This is a genomic window from Paenibacillus sp. BIHB 4019 (assembly GCF_002741035.1).
In the GTDB taxonomy this organism is placed as follows: Bacteria; Bacillota; Bacilli; order Paenibacillales; family Paenibacillaceae; genus Pristimantibacillus.
In genome coordinates this window covers 5,715,615-5,735,477 of sequence record NZ_CP016808.1, presented here as the reverse complement: position 1 = coordinate 5,735,477, position 19,863 = coordinate 5,715,615, and the positions used below count along the sequence as shown (strand labels likewise).

Annotated in this window: 14 protein-coding genes and 1 pseudogene; 8 read left to right on the top strand and 7 right to left on the bottom strand. The window is 46.5% G+C overall.

What is annotated here, in order from left to right; genetic code table 11:
* Window positions 1-275: 275 nt before the first annotated feature.
* The 7 genes and pseudogenes from BBD42_RS32510 (at window position 276) to BBD42_RS24965 (ending at window position 4,845) form a co-directional block, all read left to right on the top strand.
* Window positions 276-692: a serine hydrolase gene (locus tag BBD42_RS32510; RefSeq protein ID WP_099520357.1), complete on the top strand. Its 417-nt coding sequence runs from the start codon at window positions 276-278 to the stop codon at window positions 690-692.
* Complete coding sequence (locus BBD42_RS32505; RefSeq protein ID WP_099520356.1) at window positions 670-1,566, top strand: D-alanyl-D-alanine carboxypeptidase family protein; 897 nt, start codon at window positions 670-672, stop codon at window positions 1,564-1,566. The genes BBD42_RS32510 and BBD42_RS32505 overlap by 23 nt, the downstream gene beginning before the upstream one ends.
* A 293-nt stretch (window positions 1,567-1,859) precedes the next feature.
* Window positions 1,860-2,396 carry a hypothetical protein gene (locus BBD42_RS24980; protein WP_099520355.1) on the top strand — a complete coding sequence of 179 codons (537 nt, stop codon included), beginning with the start codon at window positions 1,860-1,862 and terminating at the stop codon, window positions 2,394-2,396.
* Between the two features lie 268 nt (window positions 2,397-2,664).
* Window positions 2,665-2,793 (top strand): annotated as a pseudogene (locus BBD42_RS32915) (DeoR family transcriptional regulator); the annotation flags it as partial.
* Entirely contained in the window at window positions 2,794-3,432 is a 639-nt protein-coding gene (locus tag BBD42_RS24975) for a DeoR/GlpR family DNA-binding transcription regulator (protein WP_237163224.1), read from the top strand. It begins immediately after the preceding pseudogene.
* 125 nt (window positions 3,433-3,557) lie between these two features.
* The gene (locus BBD42_RS24970) at window positions 3,558-4,193 is read left to right on the top strand and encodes an HAD family hydrolase (protein ID WP_099520354.1); all 636 of its coding nucleotides are present in this window, start codon (window positions 3,558-3,560) and stop codon (window positions 4,191-4,193) included.
* 67 nt (window positions 4,194-4,260) lie between these two features.
* Window positions 4,261-4,845 carry an O-methyltransferase gene (locus tag BBD42_RS24965; RefSeq protein ID WP_099520353.1) on the top strand — a complete coding sequence of 195 codons (585 nt, stop codon included), beginning with the start codon at window positions 4,261-4,263 and terminating at the stop codon, window positions 4,843-4,845.
* Window positions 4,846-4,999: 154 nt separating this feature from the next.
* Here the strand turns inward: BBD42_RS24965 and xerS are convergent, their stop codons facing one another.
* From xerS to BBD42_RS24935, 6 genes are all read right to left on the bottom strand, one after another.
* On the bottom strand, window positions 5,000-6,070 hold the full coding sequence (xerS, locus tag BBD42_RS24960; protein WP_099520352.1) for a tyrosine recombinase XerS: 1,071 nt from the start codon (window positions 6,068-6,070) through the stop codon (window positions 5,000-5,002).
* Between the two features lie 234 nt (window positions 6,071-6,304).
* Window positions 6,305-7,438 carry a serine hydrolase domain-containing protein gene (locus tag BBD42_RS24955; RefSeq protein ID WP_099520351.1) on the bottom strand — a complete coding sequence of 378 codons (1,134 nt, stop codon included), beginning with the start codon at window positions 7,436-7,438 and terminating at the stop codon, window positions 6,305-6,307.
* A 493-nt stretch (window positions 7,439-7,931) separates the two neighbouring features.
* Window positions 7,932-8,126 (bottom strand): MbtH family protein, encoded by a 195-nt coding sequence (locus tag BBD42_RS24950; RefSeq protein ID WP_099520350.1) that lies wholly within the window; start codon window positions 8,124-8,126, stop codon window positions 7,932-7,934.
* Window positions 8,127-8,152: 26 nt separating this feature from the next.
* Window positions 8,153-13,738: a non-ribosomal peptide synthetase/MFS transporter gene (locus BBD42_RS24945; protein ID WP_099520349.1), complete on the bottom strand. Its 5,586-nt coding sequence runs from the start codon at window positions 13,736-13,738 to the stop codon at window positions 8,153-8,155.
* Window positions 13,731-15,140 (bottom strand): glycosyltransferase, encoded by a 1,410-nt coding sequence (locus BBD42_RS24940; RefSeq protein ID WP_172455616.1) that lies wholly within the window; start codon window positions 15,138-15,140, stop codon window positions 13,731-13,733. Before BBD42_RS24940 ends, BBD42_RS24945 begins: the two co-directional genes overlap by 8 nt.
* A gap of 31 nt (window positions 15,141-15,171) precedes the next feature.
* Window positions 15,172-17,037: a non-ribosomal peptide synthetase gene (locus tag BBD42_RS24935; protein WP_099520347.1), complete on the bottom strand. Its 1,866-nt coding sequence runs from the start codon at window positions 17,035-17,037 to the stop codon at window positions 15,172-15,174.
* A 613-nt stretch (window positions 17,038-17,650) separates the two neighbouring features.
* Between BBD42_RS24935 and BBD42_RS24930 the strand changes: the two genes are divergently transcribed.
* On the top strand, window positions 17,651-18,247 hold the full coding sequence (locus tag BBD42_RS24930; protein WP_099520346.1) for a TetR/AcrR family transcriptional regulator: 597 nt from the start codon (window positions 17,651-17,653) through the stop codon (window positions 18,245-18,247).
* A 112-nt stretch (window positions 18,248-18,359) separates the two neighbouring features.
* On the opposite strand, the gene BBD42_RS24925 is transcribed toward BBD42_RS24930, so the two are convergent.
* On the bottom strand, window positions 18,360-19,736 hold the full coding sequence (locus BBD42_RS24925; RefSeq protein ID WP_237163223.1) for a cytochrome P450 family protein: 1,377 nt from the start codon (window positions 19,734-19,736) through the stop codon (window positions 18,360-18,362).
* Window positions 19,737-19,863 lie beyond the last annotated feature (127 nt).

The window sequence follows — 19,863 nt, the reverse complement described above, 5'->3', positions numbered from 1 at the left end:
GAAAAAGGCAAGGAATAAACCGATGCCAACATGGATTGAAATCCCTCCAACGTTTTCCAACGGTCATGCAAACACAGTAAAGCAAGTTTCATTGCTTCACTTAAATCCATCATAAAAAAACAATTCCTAAAGAACGAGGTAAGTAATTTCTAAAGGATTTCTTAAGACTAGAAAAAAAATTAAGATTGACATTAAATCATTCAATTCTATAATTTTCATATATCGCAAAATACCGATTTGGAACGTCCAATGATCAGAAATGAGGATAGAGAACATTGATTTTTAGAATATTCAAACCATTAATCACAGTAATCGCCGTTTGTATAATGGGAATATATGTATTACCGCTCTCAGTTGCAGCCACGAACCAAGGAACACTTAACTCATCGGGGATTTCTGACATACCGACTGTGGAATCCTTGCATCTTAATGTTAAATCCGCCATTCTCATTGAACAAACTACAGGAGATGTTCTATTGTCCATCAATGCCGATCAGCGCTTTGCGCCGGCAAGCATGGTCAAAATGATGACAGAGTACATTGTCGCCAAAAAAGTTAGAACAGGAGAACTATCCTGGGATGACATCGTTACAGTCAGCGAACATGCATCTAAAAGCATAGGTACCTGCAGAAGGAGATCAGCATACGGTAAAAGAACTGTACATCGCAATGGCAGTGGGATCCGCGAATGATGCTGCGATTGCTCTTTCTGAGCATGTATCGGGCACAGAACAGAACTTTGTAGCCCTTATGAATGAGGAAGCCAAACGCATGGAACTGACTAAAACCCATTTTATCAATGCTACCGGACTGAGCCGCGCCGACATGCCAGAAGGCTTTCGCCCTGATGAAATGGGGGAAACGCTGATGTCAGCAAAAGACGTGGCTACATTGGCGAAAAACCTTATTCAAGATGAACCAGATTATGCTGATGTCACATCCCTTCCATTTTACAAGATGCGTAAGTCTGATAAAGATCCAATTATCAATTCAAATCGAATGCTAGAGACGAACAAAGCGATTCCGAGTTTTGCTTATGAGGGCTTGGATGGGCTCAAGACAGGATATACCAAAAGCGCAGGCTATTGCTTTACCGGAACTGCAGAGCGCAATGGTATGCGTTTAATCAGTGTTGTCATGGGGACTCCATCGATGGAGAGCCGCTTCGAGGAGACGGCAAAGGTATTAGACTATGGATTCAATCACTTTACAATGAATCAAGTAATTCCTGCTGGGAGTTTAGTCACTGGGATGGAAACATCTCCTGTCAAGGGCGGGAAAGAAAAAAATGTTCAGATCGTAACAAAAGATGATGTTTATTTTATTATTCCGAAATCAGATGTATCTGCACAACCTATTGCTGCAGTCCATTTAGTTCCAGGTGGGCTCGCTGCTCCTGTCGTAGCTGGTACTAAAGCTGGAACGGCGACATTTACTTACGTAGTCCAAGGGGTAAGCGTCGTACAATTAAGAACTGTTGATTTAATCACTGAGCGAACAGTGGAGAAAGGAAACTGGTTTATGTTACTTCTTCGGTCAATTGGCGGTTTCTTTAGTGCTGATTAGCAGTGTCAAGATGCTTTGAAAGAGTATTTTAACAACCGATGGAATACAGGTATCTACTCCTGATATTTCATCGGTTGTTCTACTTTGCTATATGTCCATCATAATCCACTAGTAAAGATCTATACTGGCACAGTGGTGCTAAGCTCTAACTGAAAACGATAACTCCATATACACCTACGAAGAAGCTGCTGGCATTATCGGCAGCTTTATCATGTTAACAAGAATGCAACAATTTCCAAATATTTACGTCTAAGTGGTGAAAGAAATTATGCTGATAAGGAAGGTGATCGTGGATGAACTACTTTAATCAAATGCTAGGTGCTGTGGTAATACTCACGGTAACTACTTTGTTGATGCTGTTAGCTGGCTGCAATAACAACAATGTACCTACTGAAACGATGCCCTACAACACTGATTCTAGTTCAACACCGACTTCCACGTCACTTGAAACACCTTCTCATTCACCAAATCCGACACAAAACGGAGAAACTAAAACTTTTAATCATGGCGGACTTAAACTTGAGGTAACAAATGTCTACGAAGCTCGAACCGAAAGCATGAACGATGACGGAGGTAATCCAAGGGAATACAGTGTTTTTGTCTGTTATCCCGGTGCAAGGGTTACGGTATTAACCGCCGATATGAGTGATAGTCATTTCTCTGCGGATGGAAAGCCTCATGCAAATTGGGGTGTTCTCCTGGCGTCTGGTGGACGGAAAGATATCGTGGATGACATGAATTCATTTGAAGTTACGCCTGAAATACTCGGCATTTATAACCTCGAATCGAGCATGTATGTATTGAAATTAGAGATGTACAAAAATGGCTGAAAGACCTTAGCCGTATTAATTGTATCAGAATGCTTATAAAACGGCATAAAAATGCCACTTACAGAAATATTATTTATTCATTTTATTTCCAGATGTAGTGAGAGTGTATAGAAGACTCTATAATTTAGAAGGTAAGCTATGAAGTAGTGCGTCAGGAAAATGCGGTGGAGCATTTTCCATGACGTTTTTTTATTTTCATTCTATTTACCCGTAAGCTACTTTAAGTTATAATTTATTGTGACTTAAAGTAGCTTAATTTTATGTTGAGGTGATTTTTATTCTTCAAAAAGAACGATTGGACTTAATTCTATCTAAATTAGAAACGGAACATTCCTTAAGTTTAAAAGATATTATTCAAATAACGGGTACATCCAGAGATACAGCACGAAGAGACATTTTGAAACTAACAGAAAATAACTTGGTGAAACGGACATATGGTGGTGTTAGTCTTCCAGATCGATTTAATCGATTGGATAATTACTTGGAACGGGCTGAAGACTTAATTACTGAAAAGAAACAACTTGCCATAGCAGCAAGTAAGTTAATCACTTCAGATAAGATGGTTTATTTGGATGTTTCTACAACTGTTAGCTTTATACCACAATGTATAAAGTCCCAAGATAATAATTTTTTCATTACAAATTCGTTAGATATTGCAGATCAACTTCTCCAACACACGGATAGTAAAACAAGGATTTTAGGTGGAAACCTTGATAAGGAGAAAAGATGTGTAATAGGAACGAAAGTCCTCTCGGAATTGAGTAACTACAATTTTGATATTTCATTTTTGAGCATTGCAGGTATAGATGCAGATGGAATTTATTATGCATACGAAGAGGATATTGAGTTAAAAAGAATGATAAAGAAGCAAACAGGTCTACTTGTATTACTAGTTGATGAGACTAAAATCAATGTCTCTCATAATTTTAAAGTTTTCAATATGGAGGACATAGACATCATTATTACCAATAAGATTCTTCCTGTAGAGTTATCCAACTTATTAGACAATCATCGCGTCATGATTATTTATGCATAGGAGGAATAACTACAAATGATCACAACAATTTTATTTGATGTTAAAAAGCTCTTAATTGAATTGAGCACGATGAATTATAAAATCGAAATACAATTATGACGCATTTAATGAATGGAGATTTCTATATGAAACTTCTAGACCAATATGATATTTTTATTTTTGATTTTGATGGTACGATAGCCGATACTTTACCCCTTTGCTTTGAAAGTTTTAGACAAGTTTTTGGGAAATATAATGGTGTTCTTTTATCTGATAAAGAAATAGAAAGTTGGTTTGGCCCAAGTGAAGTTGGAATAATAAAAAACAACCTAACTCAACAAGAAAATTTAGGGAGTGCCATAGAGCTTTATTATCAAGTATATGAAAAAGAGCATGAACGTTTAGTGAATAAGAGCCTTTCTGTTAATGCTATGTTAAATACTTTGCTTGATCATAAAAAAGATGTGGGTATCGTTACTGGAAAGGGTAGAAGATCATTTGATATCTCACTTAATAAATTAGAGCTTGCCAAGTATTTTTCATTTTGCATAACAGGTGACGATGTAAGTCATCCTAAACCAGACAAAGAGGGTATTCAAAAAATATTAAGCTATTACAATACTCCTAATATAAAGGCTGTATACTTTGGAGATTCTAATGCCGATATTGAGGCAGCAAGAAATGCCAACGTAGCAAGTGTTGGTGTAAGCTGGTTTCTAGATAATAAATTTTATACTAATCCAGATTATATATCACTGCATCCGCTTGACCTAATGAATTAATTTAGTCACAAAATGGCCCATGAGATTCGTCTTTATATTTTAGTTGATAACATTGGAGGATGAAACAATGAAAAAAAATATTGAGCTGCTCTTAAATGAACTTGAGTCTTTTGGACTAAATAACGATTCAAACAAGCAAGAGGGCAGATTGAAAATGAAAAATATTACAAAAGACACTGGGGAATTCCTTTCAATATTAATCAAAAGTAATAAAGCTAAGAATGTTTTAGAAGTAGGTACTTCAAATGGATACTCAACTATTTGGTTAGCTCAAAACTTCTTAGATTCAGAAGGGCATGTAACCACTTTAGAATTTGATGATAATAAAATAACGATGGCCTTAGATAATTTTAAAAGGGCAGAGTTAGAAAGTATTATTTCATTGCACCACGGAGATGCCGGAGAATTCATAAAGAACCAAGATGACCAGATATTTGATTTCATTTTTTTAGATTCTGACCGAAAGCAATATTTAATTTGGTGGGAAGACTTAAATAGGATTCTTAAACCAAATTCTTTAATGATTGTCGATAACGTAAATTCACATCGTCAAGAAGTCGATAAGTTTATCGAGATTGTTAAAAATTCTGAGGCTCATAATTCATTAATAGTTGATGTTGGCAAGGGGCAACTAATGATTTTTAAAAAGTAATGTTAATCACTATGTATCAAAATTGGGAAATGAAACAATCCCGCTTAATATTGGCAGCGGGATTGTTTTTTGCTTGAATTCACTAACTATAGACATATGTATAAAATACGGGTTTTGTGAAAATGTCTATAAAGATCCGAGTAACCACGCGGGTTTATCGGTCCATGTTGTCTACAGCTTTCCTCATCTCTTCATCTGTTAGATGTGTATATATCATTGTTGTTTGTATCGATGAATGTCCTAATTGATTTTTCAATCTCGGTACATCATTGTTCTCTAGATGGTATCGTGTTGCGAAAGAATGTCTTAGTGAATGTACGGTTAAAGCTGGTTTCCCAAAAGCGGTTGCATATTTTTCGATTAGCTTTTCAATGGATCTTTGCGTTAAGCGCCGGTTTTTTCCTTTACGGCCGATAGGAGCTGCAATAAACAAAAAGGATTCAAGTTTTTCTGGTTTGTATCTTGATTCTCGAATTTGCAGATAACTGTCCACATCTAATAATGCTTGCTTGCTGAAGTAAACGTATTGTTCTTTATTGCCTTTGCGTATCACTCGTACAATAGCTTTACTTAAATCCAGATCTTCAAGGTTAATGCCGGCAACCTCAGAAAGCCTAAGTCCCGAGCCTAAAATAAGCGATACAATCGCTGTGTCCCGTTCACGATTCATTTGATGGAAATGATATATCCGCTTATTCTCTTTATTTACTTCTCCGAAATCATGGGCTACAAATTGTCTAAACGCCTCAAATTCGTCTTCTCTAAGAATTTTTCCTTCGATACGGTTTGCAATGGTTTCCTGGCTTTCCTTGACCACATTTAAATCCATCTTGGCCATAACATTACGCTGAATATATGGCTTCAGCTCAGTGGTTTCAGCCTTGTTCTGCAGATAATCAAATAAGGACTTCAGTGATGATAATTTGCGATTAATCGTGAGATTAGTATTACCCAGCTGATATTCCAAAAAAGATAAAAAATTCTCTACTTCACGAATTGTCAGTGTTTCTAATGAAGCTAGGCTAATCTCTGTGCGGCTGGCCATTGTTAAGTTTTCTGCAACCAGCCAATCAAAAAATATAATGTAATCATGGCAATAATTAAGAAGCGTTGTTGGAGAAAGCTTGCGCTTTCGGCTATCAATAAATTCAGTCACGAACCACGGCAATTGATTTAGCTTTTCATCAATACGGTTCATATAATGAAGCTTCATTTGTTTGTCCATATGTAAGAACCTCCTGTAGTTAAATATAACCCTCACCTATTTATTCGTCAAATTATTATTTTACGTAATAATATGAATTATGGTATTTCTCTACCTACCTGCCTTTCATTCTTAAGGCCGTTATAAAAAAAGACCCAGTCAATCGACCGGGTCATCAGTTTATTGCAGGAGCTTGCATATCTCGATCAAGTTTTTAGAGCAACCAACTGCCTAGCCAAGACTTCACCTTCAACATTACAAGCAGGAGTATACGACATTTCGCAAGCGTCGCTGAACGTAAGGCTCCTGATTGTTCAGAAGGTGCTGAGCATACATAACGGTAAGCTTGGAATCCGGGTCAATGATAGCCATGCACCCGGCGGCGCCGCTCCATCCGAATTCGCCGAGCGGGCTCAGTGAGCCGCTTAATGACTGGGAGACATGAGTACGGACACCGAGGCCATACCCGTACCCGCTCATGTGATCCCATGAATAATCGCCGCGGGTCTGCTCGTTCAGATGGTCCTTGCGCATCAGTTCCACCGAGGCTTTTGACAGTATCCGCACGCCTTCTGGACTGGTGCCGTACCCGGTCAGTGCGTTCAGAAACAGCGAATAATCACTAACTGTGGACAACAATCCGGCGCCACCACTCTCAAATTCGCTACCAATCCGGTACCCGTTTCCATCCATACGTACGGCTTTTTCAAGCTCGTCATTGTACATATACTGCGGAATTAGCCGGGTCCGCTGTTCATCGTTCAGATCGAACGCTGTATCGTTCATGCCAAGTGGTCCTGTTATTTCTTCTCGCAGATACGTACCAAAGCGTCTTCCACTGACAACCTCCACCAATGCCCCGAGCACATCGTGGCACATGCTGTAGTTCCAATGAGTACCTGGCTCAAACAAAAGGGGTTCCTTGGCAAGCGCTTTCGCAAAAGCACGTGTTGGTAATGTTCCGTTCGTGCTATGCACAGCTTCCTTAAAAGTTGGAGTACCTATATCATAGGAGAACCCCGCAGTCATCGTAAACAAGTCGCGTACCGTAATGAGACGGGTTGCTTTTTCAAGCCTAAATTCCCCGTTCGGCAAAGTTTTCTTCACCGTCATCTCGGCATACTCCGGCAGATAGTCGGAAACCGGATCACTTAGCAGCATATCGCCTCTCTCCACCAGTTGAAGCGCCGCGACGCAGGTCATTATTTTCGTCATGGAGTAGAGATTGAAGATCGCTCTATCCTCGATTGGCGTCTGTTCCTCCAGGTTAGCATAGCCGCTACGGTAACGGAAAACGGTATCATTTTGATACATCACCAGTACCTCTGCCCACGGAACTCGCCAGGAAGTGATACGGTCAACAAATGAAACAAGCGGTTGAAAATCCATTTTTTCCCCTTCCTTCTATGTAGAATCGTTTATCATTGCGTAATGTGGTCCATGTTCTTACTCATAATCCACATACTAATAATATACGACCATTCGCATGTAATGACCACCATCAATCGCACATCTCATAGGCAACCTAGGAGATGGTTCTCTATCATTTATCTGATTAGCATTCCTTTGTTAACATAATAATTGTTAATGAATCATAGTTGCCCAAATCCAGAGTCGACAATTGCATTAAAAAGGGTTAACCATTCGAAATGGCTAACCCTAACCTTTTTGCCCATCCAAATCACATAGAACATCCGGGCATGCTCATTAACAGGTTGGCTGCGCAATGCATGATGCTCCCTGTTTACGAACAACGCCCGGCAAAACTGTGTAATTTGGAATACTTCGCTCTACTACTTCAATAGCAGGCGTGCAATACGCTCCAGCTCTTCTTGGACCGAACACCAATCCATGCGCAACGCACAGATGGCTGGAACAACGTTCATCCTTGACGCAGGCTTAAGGGCGTCAGGTCGCTCCAAACTTCCTTCACATAAGCCAGGCATTCTTCCTTCGTTCCGCTCTTGCCGGCATTGCTCCAGCCTTCTGGATTGTTCAGATGCAATGGCCATATCGCATATTGCTCTTCGACATTGACGACTACTTTGTAGCTGAATTCTAGTATTTCGTTTTCCATCAAAAGTAACCTCCTCTATTCCACAATTAAATTCCAACACCCATCTGGCGGTCTGCTATTTGCTGCAACTGATCTTTATCTCGAATAATAACGGCATCCGGCACGGCATCCGGCAAAATGGTCTCCATATGACGCAGCTGCCGATAACGCATGCCAAGCAATCCCCAGATGAACAAGATGGCGCCAATTGAAGTGATCAACAGCCCGATACCCATTCCGCCTCCCGCTCCAAACAGCCCTGCAGCTTCCGTACCAGCTGGCAGTGCCGATGCAAGCGGCACGAAAACAGATGCAACAAGCGGTCCTGCAAGCAGGAAGCTAAGCGGACGCATGCTGAAGGCCATAACTTGGTTCGTTGCCAATACGCGGCCTTGCAGCTCAAGCCCTACCTTCGTCTGTATGAGGGCCAGCCAGTGCGTATTAATAAGCGCCAGCGCAAAGCCAAAGCCGAATAAGCCGATGGCTGCCGTTACAAGCGAAGGATAGATTCCGGCAACCGCTATCGATAAACCGGTCAGCATAACGAAACCGACCATTCCGTCCGCCCGGCGGTCGAAGCCGCCCCATATCGTCATAAGGATCGAGCCGATAAATAGTCCTGCACCCTCAAACGCGATGACGATGCCTACTTTGTCAGCCGTCATGAACTGCAGCAGAAACGGCGTTGTCAGCACGTTATATAAGCTCATGAAAAAATTGACAACGATAAAAAACACGACCATCGCGACCATGCTCTTCCTTTGAATAATGTACTTCCACCCTCCGACGATTTCCCTGCTCATCGGTTCCTCACGTTTCTTGAACATCAGGTTAGGGAATCGGATCAGTGAAAGTATGACTATAGATAAGCTTAGAAGCACAAGATCGATTACAACAATGGTTTGCAGACCGATTAGTACAACCAAAGCTCCTCCTAGCGCTGGTGCCATAATTCCGTTCAAGGACATGACAAGCTGTCCTAATCCGTTTGCATGTCCTAAGTACCTTTTCGGCACGAGTTGCGCTGTTGCTGCCTGATAAGCAGGCATCGTGAAAGCGCCTGAGATTGATCCGATGCCGGCAGCCACATAAATCGCCCATAACGACAACGCATCCAGATAGAGCATAGTCGCGAGGAAAATCACCGAGCCTAACGCTAACATTTGTCCCGCCAGCATTACCTTTCGTCTATCATAACGGTCTACAACCGCACCAGCCACCGGAAGCAGCAGCAGCGTGGGCAAAATCGCATAAAGCGAGATCGTCGCATAATCCGAAATCGACCCGGTATGCTGAAATACCCAGATGCCAAGCGCAAATCCGGTCAGTGACGTGCCAATTGTAGCGATGATTAAGCACAGCGTTACCGTGAGAAAAGATTTCACGCTCGGCTGAATATCCTTCTGCTTCTGCTTTTGCTTCTGCTCCTTCGCAAGTGTTGGTACTTGCTGAGGTGCAGAAGCAGTCTGAGAAATAGTGCTCATTGTCGACCGGATTTGCCCGTCGTCACGCTCTTCCTCCCATGCACGAATCTGCTGCGACATAATTTTCGCGGCATGGTCCGATTGATGCTTGTGAAAATAATGCCCGGCATGTTCAACAACATGTAATCGCACATCCTCGCTGAAATCATACCACTCCATATAACGCTCCTCGTAGAACTCGGTCATTCGATCGGCGCCACCCACAATGCAAGCTACAGGTGCCTTCAGCTTCGGCTTATTCGGCAGTGCGTAGAGCGCCGTGTAATAATCCTCCGCCTCCCGTGCATCATGCCGCAGGTTGCGCAGAACGAACTTCTGCTCCTCCGGAGAGATCTCGTCATCAAAGCCGCCAAAGGCGCGCAGCATGTCGCGTGCGAACTTATCGGACGTCCACTTCTCCCGTGGAAACAAGCGATGCCACCATTCCGTCAGCTTGAATGGCAGTCTGGCTCCCGGGAAGGTGCCCGCCATAAAAATCCCGCTTACCTCCACATCTGCTTGCTGCAGCAGCAACCCGGTGCGGAGTACCATTGCCCCGCCTAAGCAATGGCCGTAGAGATAAACTTCACCCTTGACCTTGCTTTTGATTTCTTGAGCAATCCGAGCCGCCGTTTCCTCATGCGAGGCTAGCAACTGGCTAGGTCGGCTGTAATCATGCCCGGGCAGTTCGACCGCATACAGGGCGTAGTTGGGAGGCAATCCCTTCGCCATTGGCTGGAACGTGATCGCGCTGCCTCCGCCATACGGCACGCAGACTAGCGTAATCGCTTTGCCCCCGATATTCGATGCCTTTTTGAATTCAATCAGAAGATCGTCGCTCCGTGTAGCGCCGGATGCGAGATGCTCGGCCAGCTCACGCACCGTCGGATACTGGAAGAGGTCCATTACGCTAAAGGAATTGCCCATCTTGCGTACGACCTTAATCGCCTTGAATGAATCCCCACCAAGGTCGAAAAATTCATCGTTGATACCGATCTGATCGAGTCCCAATACTTCCTGCCAGACAGCGGCGATTTCATGTTCTTCCTTGGTCTCTGGCGCAGCAAAGCCATTGTCTCCCGCCCGATTTACAGCGCTTGGCGCAGGCAGCATTGCACGGTCCAGCTTGCCGTTCGCGTTAAGCGGCAGCCGCTCGATCTCGACAAAGGCCGATGGCAGCATATAGTCGGGCAAAATGCTTTTTATGTGTTTTCGAATCGCGCTTACATCAAGCTGCGCTCCACGCATTGCTTGCTCCTGAGGGTCGGATAACGAGCGCTGCTCCGGTACCAGATAGGCAACCAGCCGCTTGTCTCCTGGTTCATCTTCGCGAATAGTCACGACCGCATCGCGCAATCCTCCCATTTGCAGCAGAACATGCTCGATCTCGCCAGTCTCGATCCGATAGCCGCGGATTTTGACCTGTTGGTCCATCCGTCCAATAAACGCAATGTTGCCGTTAGGCAAATGGCGAACGAGATCGCCCGTGCGATACATCCGTTCACCCGGCCGATCTGTGAACGGATTCGGCACGAATCGCTCGGCCGTCAGATCCGGCCTGCCATAGTAGCCGCGCGTCACGGCGCTCCCGCCGATGTACAACTCGCCGATGACGCCAGCTGGAACCGGTTGCAAATTAGCGTTAAGCACATAGACCGGCGCGTTCGGTATCGGACGTCCAAGCGGTAGCACTGCAAGATGATCTTGCTCGCTACCACTTACTGGCACCTCATAGGTGAGCACGGAAACGGTTGTCTCCGTAGGACCATAATGATTTTGAATCCGACAGCCCGGACGAAGGCGCCGAATGTCTGCAATTGAACCCCAATGCGAGGCCTCGCCAGCAAGAATCAAGCATTCGCGCGGTATGATGACGCTGGGATTTGCTACGCCGAGCAGCACCTCCATGTGGCTTGGAACGATCTTCATCACATCGATCGGATGCGCTTCGCAATAAGCCGCGAAAGCATCGGGATCAGCTGCACGCTCATACGGGATGACGTGCAGAGTGCCTCCTGTTCCGAACGCCCCCCAGATCATCGGCGTTCCAAGATCGGCAGCAAGCGTGCTGACGATGGCGAAATGGAGGCCTTCCCGCAGCGCCAAACGCTGCATAATGCCTTCCAAATAGTTAACATAACTTTGGTGCTCCACTGCCACGCCCTTCGGTTTCCCCGTCGATCCGGACGTGAACAACACATACATAAGATCGTCCAGCTTTGAGATTACTTCAGGATTACTCGCATCTTCTTGCGCTATCTTATCCCAATCCCGGTCGAGCGAAACCATTCGTATGGGCGCCGACGCTGCCTCCTCATTTTGCGGCAGCAGATCGGCAAAGGCTTCCTCGGTCACGATGACCGATACCTCAGCCTCCTGCGCAATCATTCGCAAGCGCTCTGCCGGCAGCTTAGGATCAAGCGGCACATAGGCACCGCCTGCCTTCAAAATTCCGACCAAGCCGACGATGATATCGACAGTGCGCTCCATGTAAAGGCCGACGGTTGTATTAGGCCCCACCTGCATACCGCGCAGATGGTGCGCCAAGCGGTTAGCCCGTTCATTCAGCTCTAAATAGGTAAGTGTACGCCCCTCTGAGCATACAGCTGTGGCCGTAGGCGTAAGAGCCGATTGACGCTCCACGAGAAGATGCGGCAATTGGAGCTCTGTCCCAGTAGACTCGCCGGCATTCCAGTCGACCAGCACCTTCTGCAGCTGTTCGCCCGAGAGAGCCGCAACTGCATATAGCGGCAGCGCGGAATTGTCTATTACGCGTTCTAAAATCATGCAGTAATGCTCCGCCATTTGCTGGATTGTCGACTCGCGAAATAGATCTAGGCGATACGTCAAAGTAACTTCCATGCCTAACTTTTGATTCTCGAATACCGTCATCGTCAGATCCAGCATCCCGCCTCGCGTACGATCACCCACGAACGGCACAATCTCAAGGTCAGGCAGTTCTCTCAGCGCCTGCCCATGCCGTTCGAACAGGAACATGGTATCAAAAAATAGCGCATGGCCTATAACACGATCCGGATTCATCTCTTCGACAATTCTGTCAAACGGCAAATCCTGATGATCATTCGCCTCCAGCACCGTCTCGCGGACTGCCGAGATAAAGTCGCTGAAGCTGCTGCCCATGTCAATCGCGGAGCGAAGCGCGACCGTATTCGCGAAGAAGCCAGCAAGCTTCTCGATTTCCTGCTTGCCTCGATTCGCCATAGGCGTCCCGACAACGATTTCTTGCTTGCCGTTGTAGCTTGCGAGTAGTACCTTGTAAGCGGCTAGCAGCAGGACAAAAGACGTGCAGCCAAGCTGCTTGCTCGCTTCGCGGATACGCTGCGAGAATGCTGGATCAAGCGTCAGGCTGAAGAAACCGACTTTGCGCTCAACTTGAATCGAGGGGCGCGGGTAATCCGTCGGCAAATCCAGCGTCGCCGGCGCTGGCATCAGTTTCTTTTTCCAGTAGCGCAGCTGTTCTTCGTATTCCGATCCTGTCATCCACTGCCTCTGCCAGACGGCAAAGTCCGGGTATTGAATCGGCAGCTCCGGAAGCGAAAGCGGCTCTTCCAGTGCAAAGGAACGATAGATCGCGGCGAGCTCTTCGTCGAACACGTCGGCTGACCAGCCATCATAGATTAAGTGATGCGTCATCCAGACGAGAACATGCTTTTCGGGATCCAAGCGGAAGAGCATTGCCTTCACAAGCGGCCCGTTCAGGAAATCATACGGTGCCGTGGCTTCCTTCTCCATCAGCTCATAGACCTTGTTTTCATCGGCCAACTCGATCATTGGGAGGTCGATCGTCAGCTCGGGGCGAATGACCTGCACGTAATCGTCGTTCTCATAAGCAACAACAGCGCGCATGATTTCATGACGCTTGATCATCTCGTTCAGCGTGCGAAGCAGGGCAGAGACATTCAGCTTCCCGATAAGCTTGTAGCCGTTGGCAAAATTGTACCGCTCCGTCCCCGGCATATATTCCTCGAAAAACATAATTCGCTGTTGCGGAAAGGATAGCGGGAACTTGTTAGCTCCTTCTTGCCTAGGCTGCTTTGGGATTACGGACGAAGCTGCGGCAGCCTTTGCCTTATTCTGTTTGGCTTTCAGGGCAAGGAGCGCCCGTCGTTCGGGCGAAAGCTGCTCGATGCGATCAATCGTTTTACTCATAGCGCGCCTCCTTCAAAGGCAGGGGATGACTTCCGAGCTGGCGCTGCACCAGCCACTGCGATAACAGTGAACGCTTGCCTGCTGATAGTGACTGATTGATCTCGCCCAGGCGATGATCAGGCGCGGTCATTGCGCTTGGCAAGGACCGCTGGCGCTGCGCTGCAACGTAATCAACAATAAGCTGATCCGAGGCAATGGCGTAGTCGGGCTTGCCGATTACCGATTCCATGGCCGTGCAGGCCGCAGCCATCGTATCATGCTCCGCCATGACCTTTGCTAATTGGCGGCAGCGCTCTTTCACTGTGCTTGTCTGAATGCCTTTTATGGCATTTGCAATCAACGCGGGCTCCCACTGCAGCGGCGGCAAATAATCACCGATACCCAGATGCTTGATCCGCATTCCGTTATCCGGCCGATCCGTATCGGCCGCGAGCGCCAGCTGCGGCACAGCGGCGGTCATGGCTCCCGTGATCGTACCGATTCCGCCGTGATGGATGACGCTGCCGATTAGCGGATAGACACTGGCAAGCGGCAAAATTTTGTACCAGCGAATATGATCCGGCAGCTCGCCTTGAATGAATTCTTCATGCCTCGTAACCAGTATGGTTCGCTGCCCTAGCAGCTTGATGCCCTCGATGGCCGCTTGGTAGAAATTCGGCTTAATCATTTTCCCCGTCCCGCCCGTAATCAAGAGGGGCGGTTCGCCGGCGCGAATAAAATCTAGCAGATCGTTTGGCAAAGGCTCGTATTCGATTGCATCTGCCAGCGGGAATCCGACAGTATCTACCTTCAGCGCCCATTCTGGTGCTTCCACAGCAGCATCAAAGCTCTCATGCCAGAAGCCGATGTTTTTTTTCACGGCGCCCATCCATGACGTCCAGCTTGAGACTGGCGTAAGCCCAAGATCGCTGCGAAATGTGTTAATAAGGGATATCGCAAAGTCCAGTCCAAGCTCTTCCCAAATATGCAGCTGCGTCACATAGCTGGGCGCGAGAACGCCCGTGACGATTGGCACATGCATCATCTCAGATACGATCATGGCAACGAATCCGTCACGCTCCTTGCAGATCAGGACGGAATCCTCTGCTTGGCACAGCTCCGTCAGGATGTCATACTCCTGCTGGAATTTCTCTTTCGAATAATATTTTCGTTGGTAGGCTTCATAGAGGTCGGGCTTGTTCAGCGGATCCTCCATCATGTAGAGATCCTTCATGATGGAGGTATATTCCTCTGGTTTATCGATGCCGCGAAAAGAAATGCCGGACTTCTCGGCCAGCGGCGCAAATACGCCGTGCGTCACCAGGGTTGCCTGGTGACCACGCCGGCGAAGTGCAGACGCTAAGCGCAGAAACGGCAGTACATCTCCGTTCGTCATATGCGTGCTTAGAACGAAATTTGCCACGAATCGTCTCCTCCTGATCATCTACTGACTGTTACTTCAGCAGCGCCTCAATTTCCTCTTCCGACAGGTGCTCCATCTCGTTCAGCAACGCTTCGATCTCGGCATCGTCAGTCTCCGCAAGCAGGTTGGCTTCAATAATTGACGCGAGGGCGCGAATCGTCGTTCCTTGTGTGAGCATATCCTTTAGCGATACCTTCACGCCGAATATATGCCCACACCGGACAAGAATTTGAGTTGCGACGAGCGAATGGCCGCCCAAGTCGATGAAATCGTCATCAAGCCCGAGCTGATCGAAACTGAAAAAGCCTGACCAGATCGCGGCAAGCTCCTTCTGGATGTAGGTTTCCGGCGGAACATACGCCTGGCCAATCATCAGGCGGGACAGCGTTGGACTTGGCAGAAGCTTGCGGTCTGTCTTGCCGCTAGGGGTAAGGGGGAAGGCCTCCATCTCGACAAAATAAGAAGGGACCATATAGTCTGGCAAATGCTGCTGTAGATGGCTTCTCAGCTCGCTGATCGAAGGAGCAAACTCAGCATTTGGTATGAAATATGCAGTAATACGCTGGTCGCCAGGCTGATCCTCGCAGACAACCGTCACAGCTTGATTGATGCCTGGATGCTGTTCAAGCACCGTGCTAATTTCGCCCAGCTCGATCCGAAAGCCCCGTACCTTCACCTGATCGTCGTTGCGGCCCAGACATTCCAGGTTACCGTCCGTAAGCCAGCGTCCAAGATCTCCGGTATGATACATCCGTGCTCCCGGTTCCTTGCTGTATGGATTGGGCACGAATCGCTCAGCCGTCAGATCCGGTCTGCCATAATAACCGCGCGCGAGCCCAATGCCGCTGATGAATAGCTCGCCAATCTCACCAGGTGCGACCGGTTCATAGCGGTCGTTTAATACGTACATGGCATTCTCAGGGATAGCCTTTCCAATTGGAATGACCGAACGGTTCAAGCTGCGATCGCTGGTCCAATTGGTAATGAATACTGCTGCCTCGGTCGGACCATACAAGTTGTGAAGCTGCGCGGACATCGTGCGGCAGAACCGTTCGTTCAGCGCTGCAGACAATGGCTCCCCGCATAAGAAAACATGCTTCAGGAAGGGGAGGTCCTGAGCCTGCTCCGCACTCAGAAACGTCTGGAGCATCGTCGGTACGAACTGCACGAACGTGATACCTTCGCGCTTGATGACTTCCCACATATATTCGTTGTCAAGATGGCCTTTGGGCTTGGCCATGACAAGGCATGCACCGCATATGTGCGGCCAGAAAAACTCCCATACCGATACGTCGAAGCTGTAAGGAGATTTCTGAAGAAGCTTATCCTTTTCCTCCATTTCGAAAGTGTGCTGCAGCCAGAGAACCCGATTGCGAATGGCTGCATGCGTATTCATCGCCCCCTTTGGCCTTCCTGTCGATCCGGAGGTGTAGAACATGTAAGCCAGATGGCTCTCATGCAAGGCAATATTCGGGTTTCCCTCCACCTCTCCATATTCATCTAATGGCTCTGACTCGTCTAAAATCAGTACATCACCGTCGAACCCAGCGAACTGCTCCGCGAATTGACGCTGCGTAATGATTCGTCTCACCTTGCTGTCCTTGATCATGTAGGTTAGCCGATCCTTTGGATAATCTGGATCCAGCGGCACGTAAGCGCCCCCTGCCTTTAGGACGCCATACAGCGCGACGACCAGTTCAATCGAACGCTCCATGCAAATGCCTGCCAGCACGTCAGGCCCGATACCGATCGCACGCAAGCGATACGCTAGCCGATTCGCGCGGCGGTTCAACTCGGCGTACGTTACTGACTTCTCCTCAAATCTAACAGCTTCACGGCTAGGCGTACGTTTCGCCTGCTGCTCGAATAACTGGTGAACCAAGCCTTTTGCTTGCATTCAATCACTCCTCATATGTAGTGACCATCACGATAATGCTAAAACATGTGCATAAAATATCCTACTTGAATATGGTATAAAGCGCTAATGCTGGAATGACTTCTTTAACTCTGCTTTAACGCTAGAATGACCCTTTCCGGCAATCTCTCAGACATTAGCAAATTCCAGCCACACAACAAGAAGCCTCCGTGGATGGGAAGCCTTTAGTACGTTTGTTTTATTTGTAAATTTTTCATTTAATTAACATCCAAATCATTCCACATCCTCACAAAAACAGATGATCTCCAGATTTAAGAGGTCATCCGTTGGCTTGTTGTGTTCTTATTCTTATTGATTTAAGTTAAAGAAAAAAATTCATATCAAGCAGCCGTTTTATATCTATTAGGTTTCCCTTCATTTTATTCTTATTTTCTATTTATTTTTTTCGATCTTATTTGTATAAATAAATATTTACTCCTCATTACATTAGATGTTGACTCATAGAAAAAATACTGCTACTGTTTCAATGCAGACTTCCTCAGTCAGCACATTCCTCTCTTTTTTTACTAGGATTAAGCGGATAATTCTCCACTTGTAAATAGGGGTTCAGATGAAGGATGGGAAGTGATAAACAGTGAATGAAACAAATGCAACCTACCGTTCAGAGCGACGTGATGCTGCCGAGAACCGCCAGCGTATTCTGGAAGCGGCTAACAAGTTGTTTCAGCTGCACGGCGTCGAACAGGTCAGCATGAACCAGATTGCCGTCGAAGCGCAAATCGGAGCGGGAACCCTGTACCGGCGTTACCGCAACAAAAGTGATCTATGCATGCATTTAATCAAAGACAACGTGACGATGTTGTTCGAGGATATTGAGAAATACTTGCAGGAGAATGCCTACCGCCCGGCTTCTGACCGATTGCGCGGGCTGCTTGCTGTGTTTATTCAGTTCAGAGAGAAAAATGCGCAACTGCTTGCCGGTGTCGAGAATTCAGCTAATAATGTGCCGGACCCCAAAACGAAAAGTCCCATCTATGACAAATTTCATAAGCTGCTACTTGGACTGATTGAAGAATGGATAGCAGAAACCAACCAACCACAGACCCTCAGCTTATTCAAAACAGACATGCTGTTGAACGCCCTCAGCAGCGATTCGTATCTGTTTCAAAAAAATGTGCGCGGCAACTCGCCCGACCGTATTTTGGAGCAGCTATGCCAGACCTTTCTTTAATGCATCACATTAAATGCATCACATTAATACGAACAAGCCTAATTCATCGACGGCAGTCTGCCGCCTGAATTAGGCTTTTTTTAAAAATGAACCATGTTTTGTCGTCTTTTCCTTAAAAAGCGACTGGCAGGGCAGCTAAACTCTGTGAGCTCAGCGCGAAATGCCAGGAGATGTCTTCCCGAGGAATGCTGAGTCGCAGGTTGGGCATCCGTCTCAGCAGCGTTTGAAATGCAATGTCTCCCTCTACGCGAGCTAGTGGCGCGCCCAAGCAGGAATGGATGCCATGACCGAAGGCAAGATGGCGATTAATCGTACGAGTTATATCCAGTTCTTCTGCTTGTGCGAACGGGCATTCATCCCGGTTTGCAGATTTCAATAAAGGAATCAGCATATCTCCCTTTTTAATCGGCTGACCAGCAAGTACAATATCTTGCGTTGCAAAGCGAGGTCCCGACATGGTAGCTGGCCCATTGAAACGAAGCAGCTCTTCGAAGGCGGACGGAGCCAGACTAAGATCAGCTTTGAGCTTCTCCAACTGCTCCGGATGATCTAACAGCATCAATGTTCCTGTGGCAATAAGATTTGAGGTCGTCTCATGGCCAGCAAAGATCAATAGGGTAATCATGGAGATCAACTCTGGCTGACTCAGCTTGTCCCCCTCTTCTTCGATGGCGATTAACTGGCTGATCAAGTCATCAGCCGGATGCTTGCGTTTGTCAGCAACAAGCTCCGCCGTGTATTCACCGAAAGCGCGCAAATGTTCCTCTACTCCTGGTGCGCGCACACCAAGACCTAGACCATGTGAAATCGCTTTAGACCAGTCATGGATCTGCGAGCGGTCTGCTTCAGGTACCCCAAGCATATCGGATATTACGTGAATCGGTAAAGGATAAGCATAATCTCTGACTAGGTCCATCTCACCGCGATCCTGCACCTTATCCAGCAATTCATCCGCAATCTTCTGCACACGCGGCCGAAGGCTTTCCATGTATTTGGGCGTGAAGGCTTTGGAAACTAGCCTGCGTAACCGCCGATGATCAGGATCATCGACAGAAAGCATCGATTTTCCGGTGAAAAAGGTATCTGGAGCGGATGCATCTGTGTTTTCCATAAAGGCTTTTTTAAATTCGTTGCTGCCACCGATCGTTTCTGGGTCTACAGTGAAGCGGGCATGATCCTTAAGTACCTGTGACACTTCTTCCATTCGCGTGACCAACCATTGTTGGCGATCTGTGCCACCCATGGGTACAGTAATAGGAATGACAGCTCCCGTTTCACGCAGCTGGGCGAAAATCGGAAACGGGTTTTCAGGACTGTCACTACTAAACAGACTAAGCGCTGCTTTTTCACTTACACTATTATCGGAATAATTCATCTTAAACATCCTTTCGCTACTGCCTTTTATTTTATTGAAAATGGAATATATAAAATGCAGACGTACGTTATCCTGCTCCTCTCTTTTATTGAGATTAAGTGGATAGTTTTCCACTTAATCTCTTCTTTAGATTAAACGGAGAACTCTCCTCTTGTCAACTTTAGCCAAAAACAAGCGTTTCTCCCTCCCCCTTGCAGCTTCCATACGGTTAAACCAAATAAGCAGCCTGAATTCGATTGTT

Excerpts from the sequence above, each read along its gene's own strand:
- BBD42_RS24945 (WP_099520349.1), bottom strand. The coding sequence starts at position 13,738 with ATGAGTAAAACGATTGATCGCATCGAGCAGCTTTCGCCCGAACGACGG.
- BBD42_RS24955 (WP_099520351.1), bottom strand. The coding sequence starts at position 7,438 with ATGGATTTTCAACCGCTTGTTTCATTTGTTGACCGTATCACTTCCTGG.
- BBD42_RS24935 (WP_099520347.1), bottom strand. The coding sequence starts at position 17,037 with ATGCAAGCAAAAGGCTTGGTTCACCAGTTATTCGAGCAGCAGGCGAAA.
- BBD42_RS32505 (WP_099520356.1), top strand. The coding sequence starts at position 670 with ATGGCAGTGGGATCCGCGAATGATGCTGCGATTGCTCTTTCTGAGCAT.
- BBD42_RS24965 (WP_099520353.1), top strand. The coding sequence starts at position 4,261 with ATGAAAAAAAATATTGAGCTGCTCTTAAATGAACTTGAGTCTTTTGGA.
- BBD42_RS24980 (WP_099520355.1), top strand. The coding sequence starts at position 1,860 with ATGAACTACTTTAATCAAATGCTAGGTGCTGTGGTAATACTCACGGTA.
- BBD42_RS24950 (WP_099520350.1), bottom strand. The coding sequence starts at position 8,126 with ATGGAAAACGAAATACTAGAATTCAGCTACAAAGTAGTCGTCAATGTC.
- xerS (WP_099520352.1), bottom strand. The coding sequence starts at position 6,070 with ATGGACAAACAAATGAAGCTTCATTATATGAACCGTATTGATGAAAAG.
- BBD42_RS24970 (WP_099520354.1), top strand. The coding sequence starts at position 3,558 with ATGAAACTTCTAGACCAATATGATATTTTTATTTTTGATTTTGATGGT.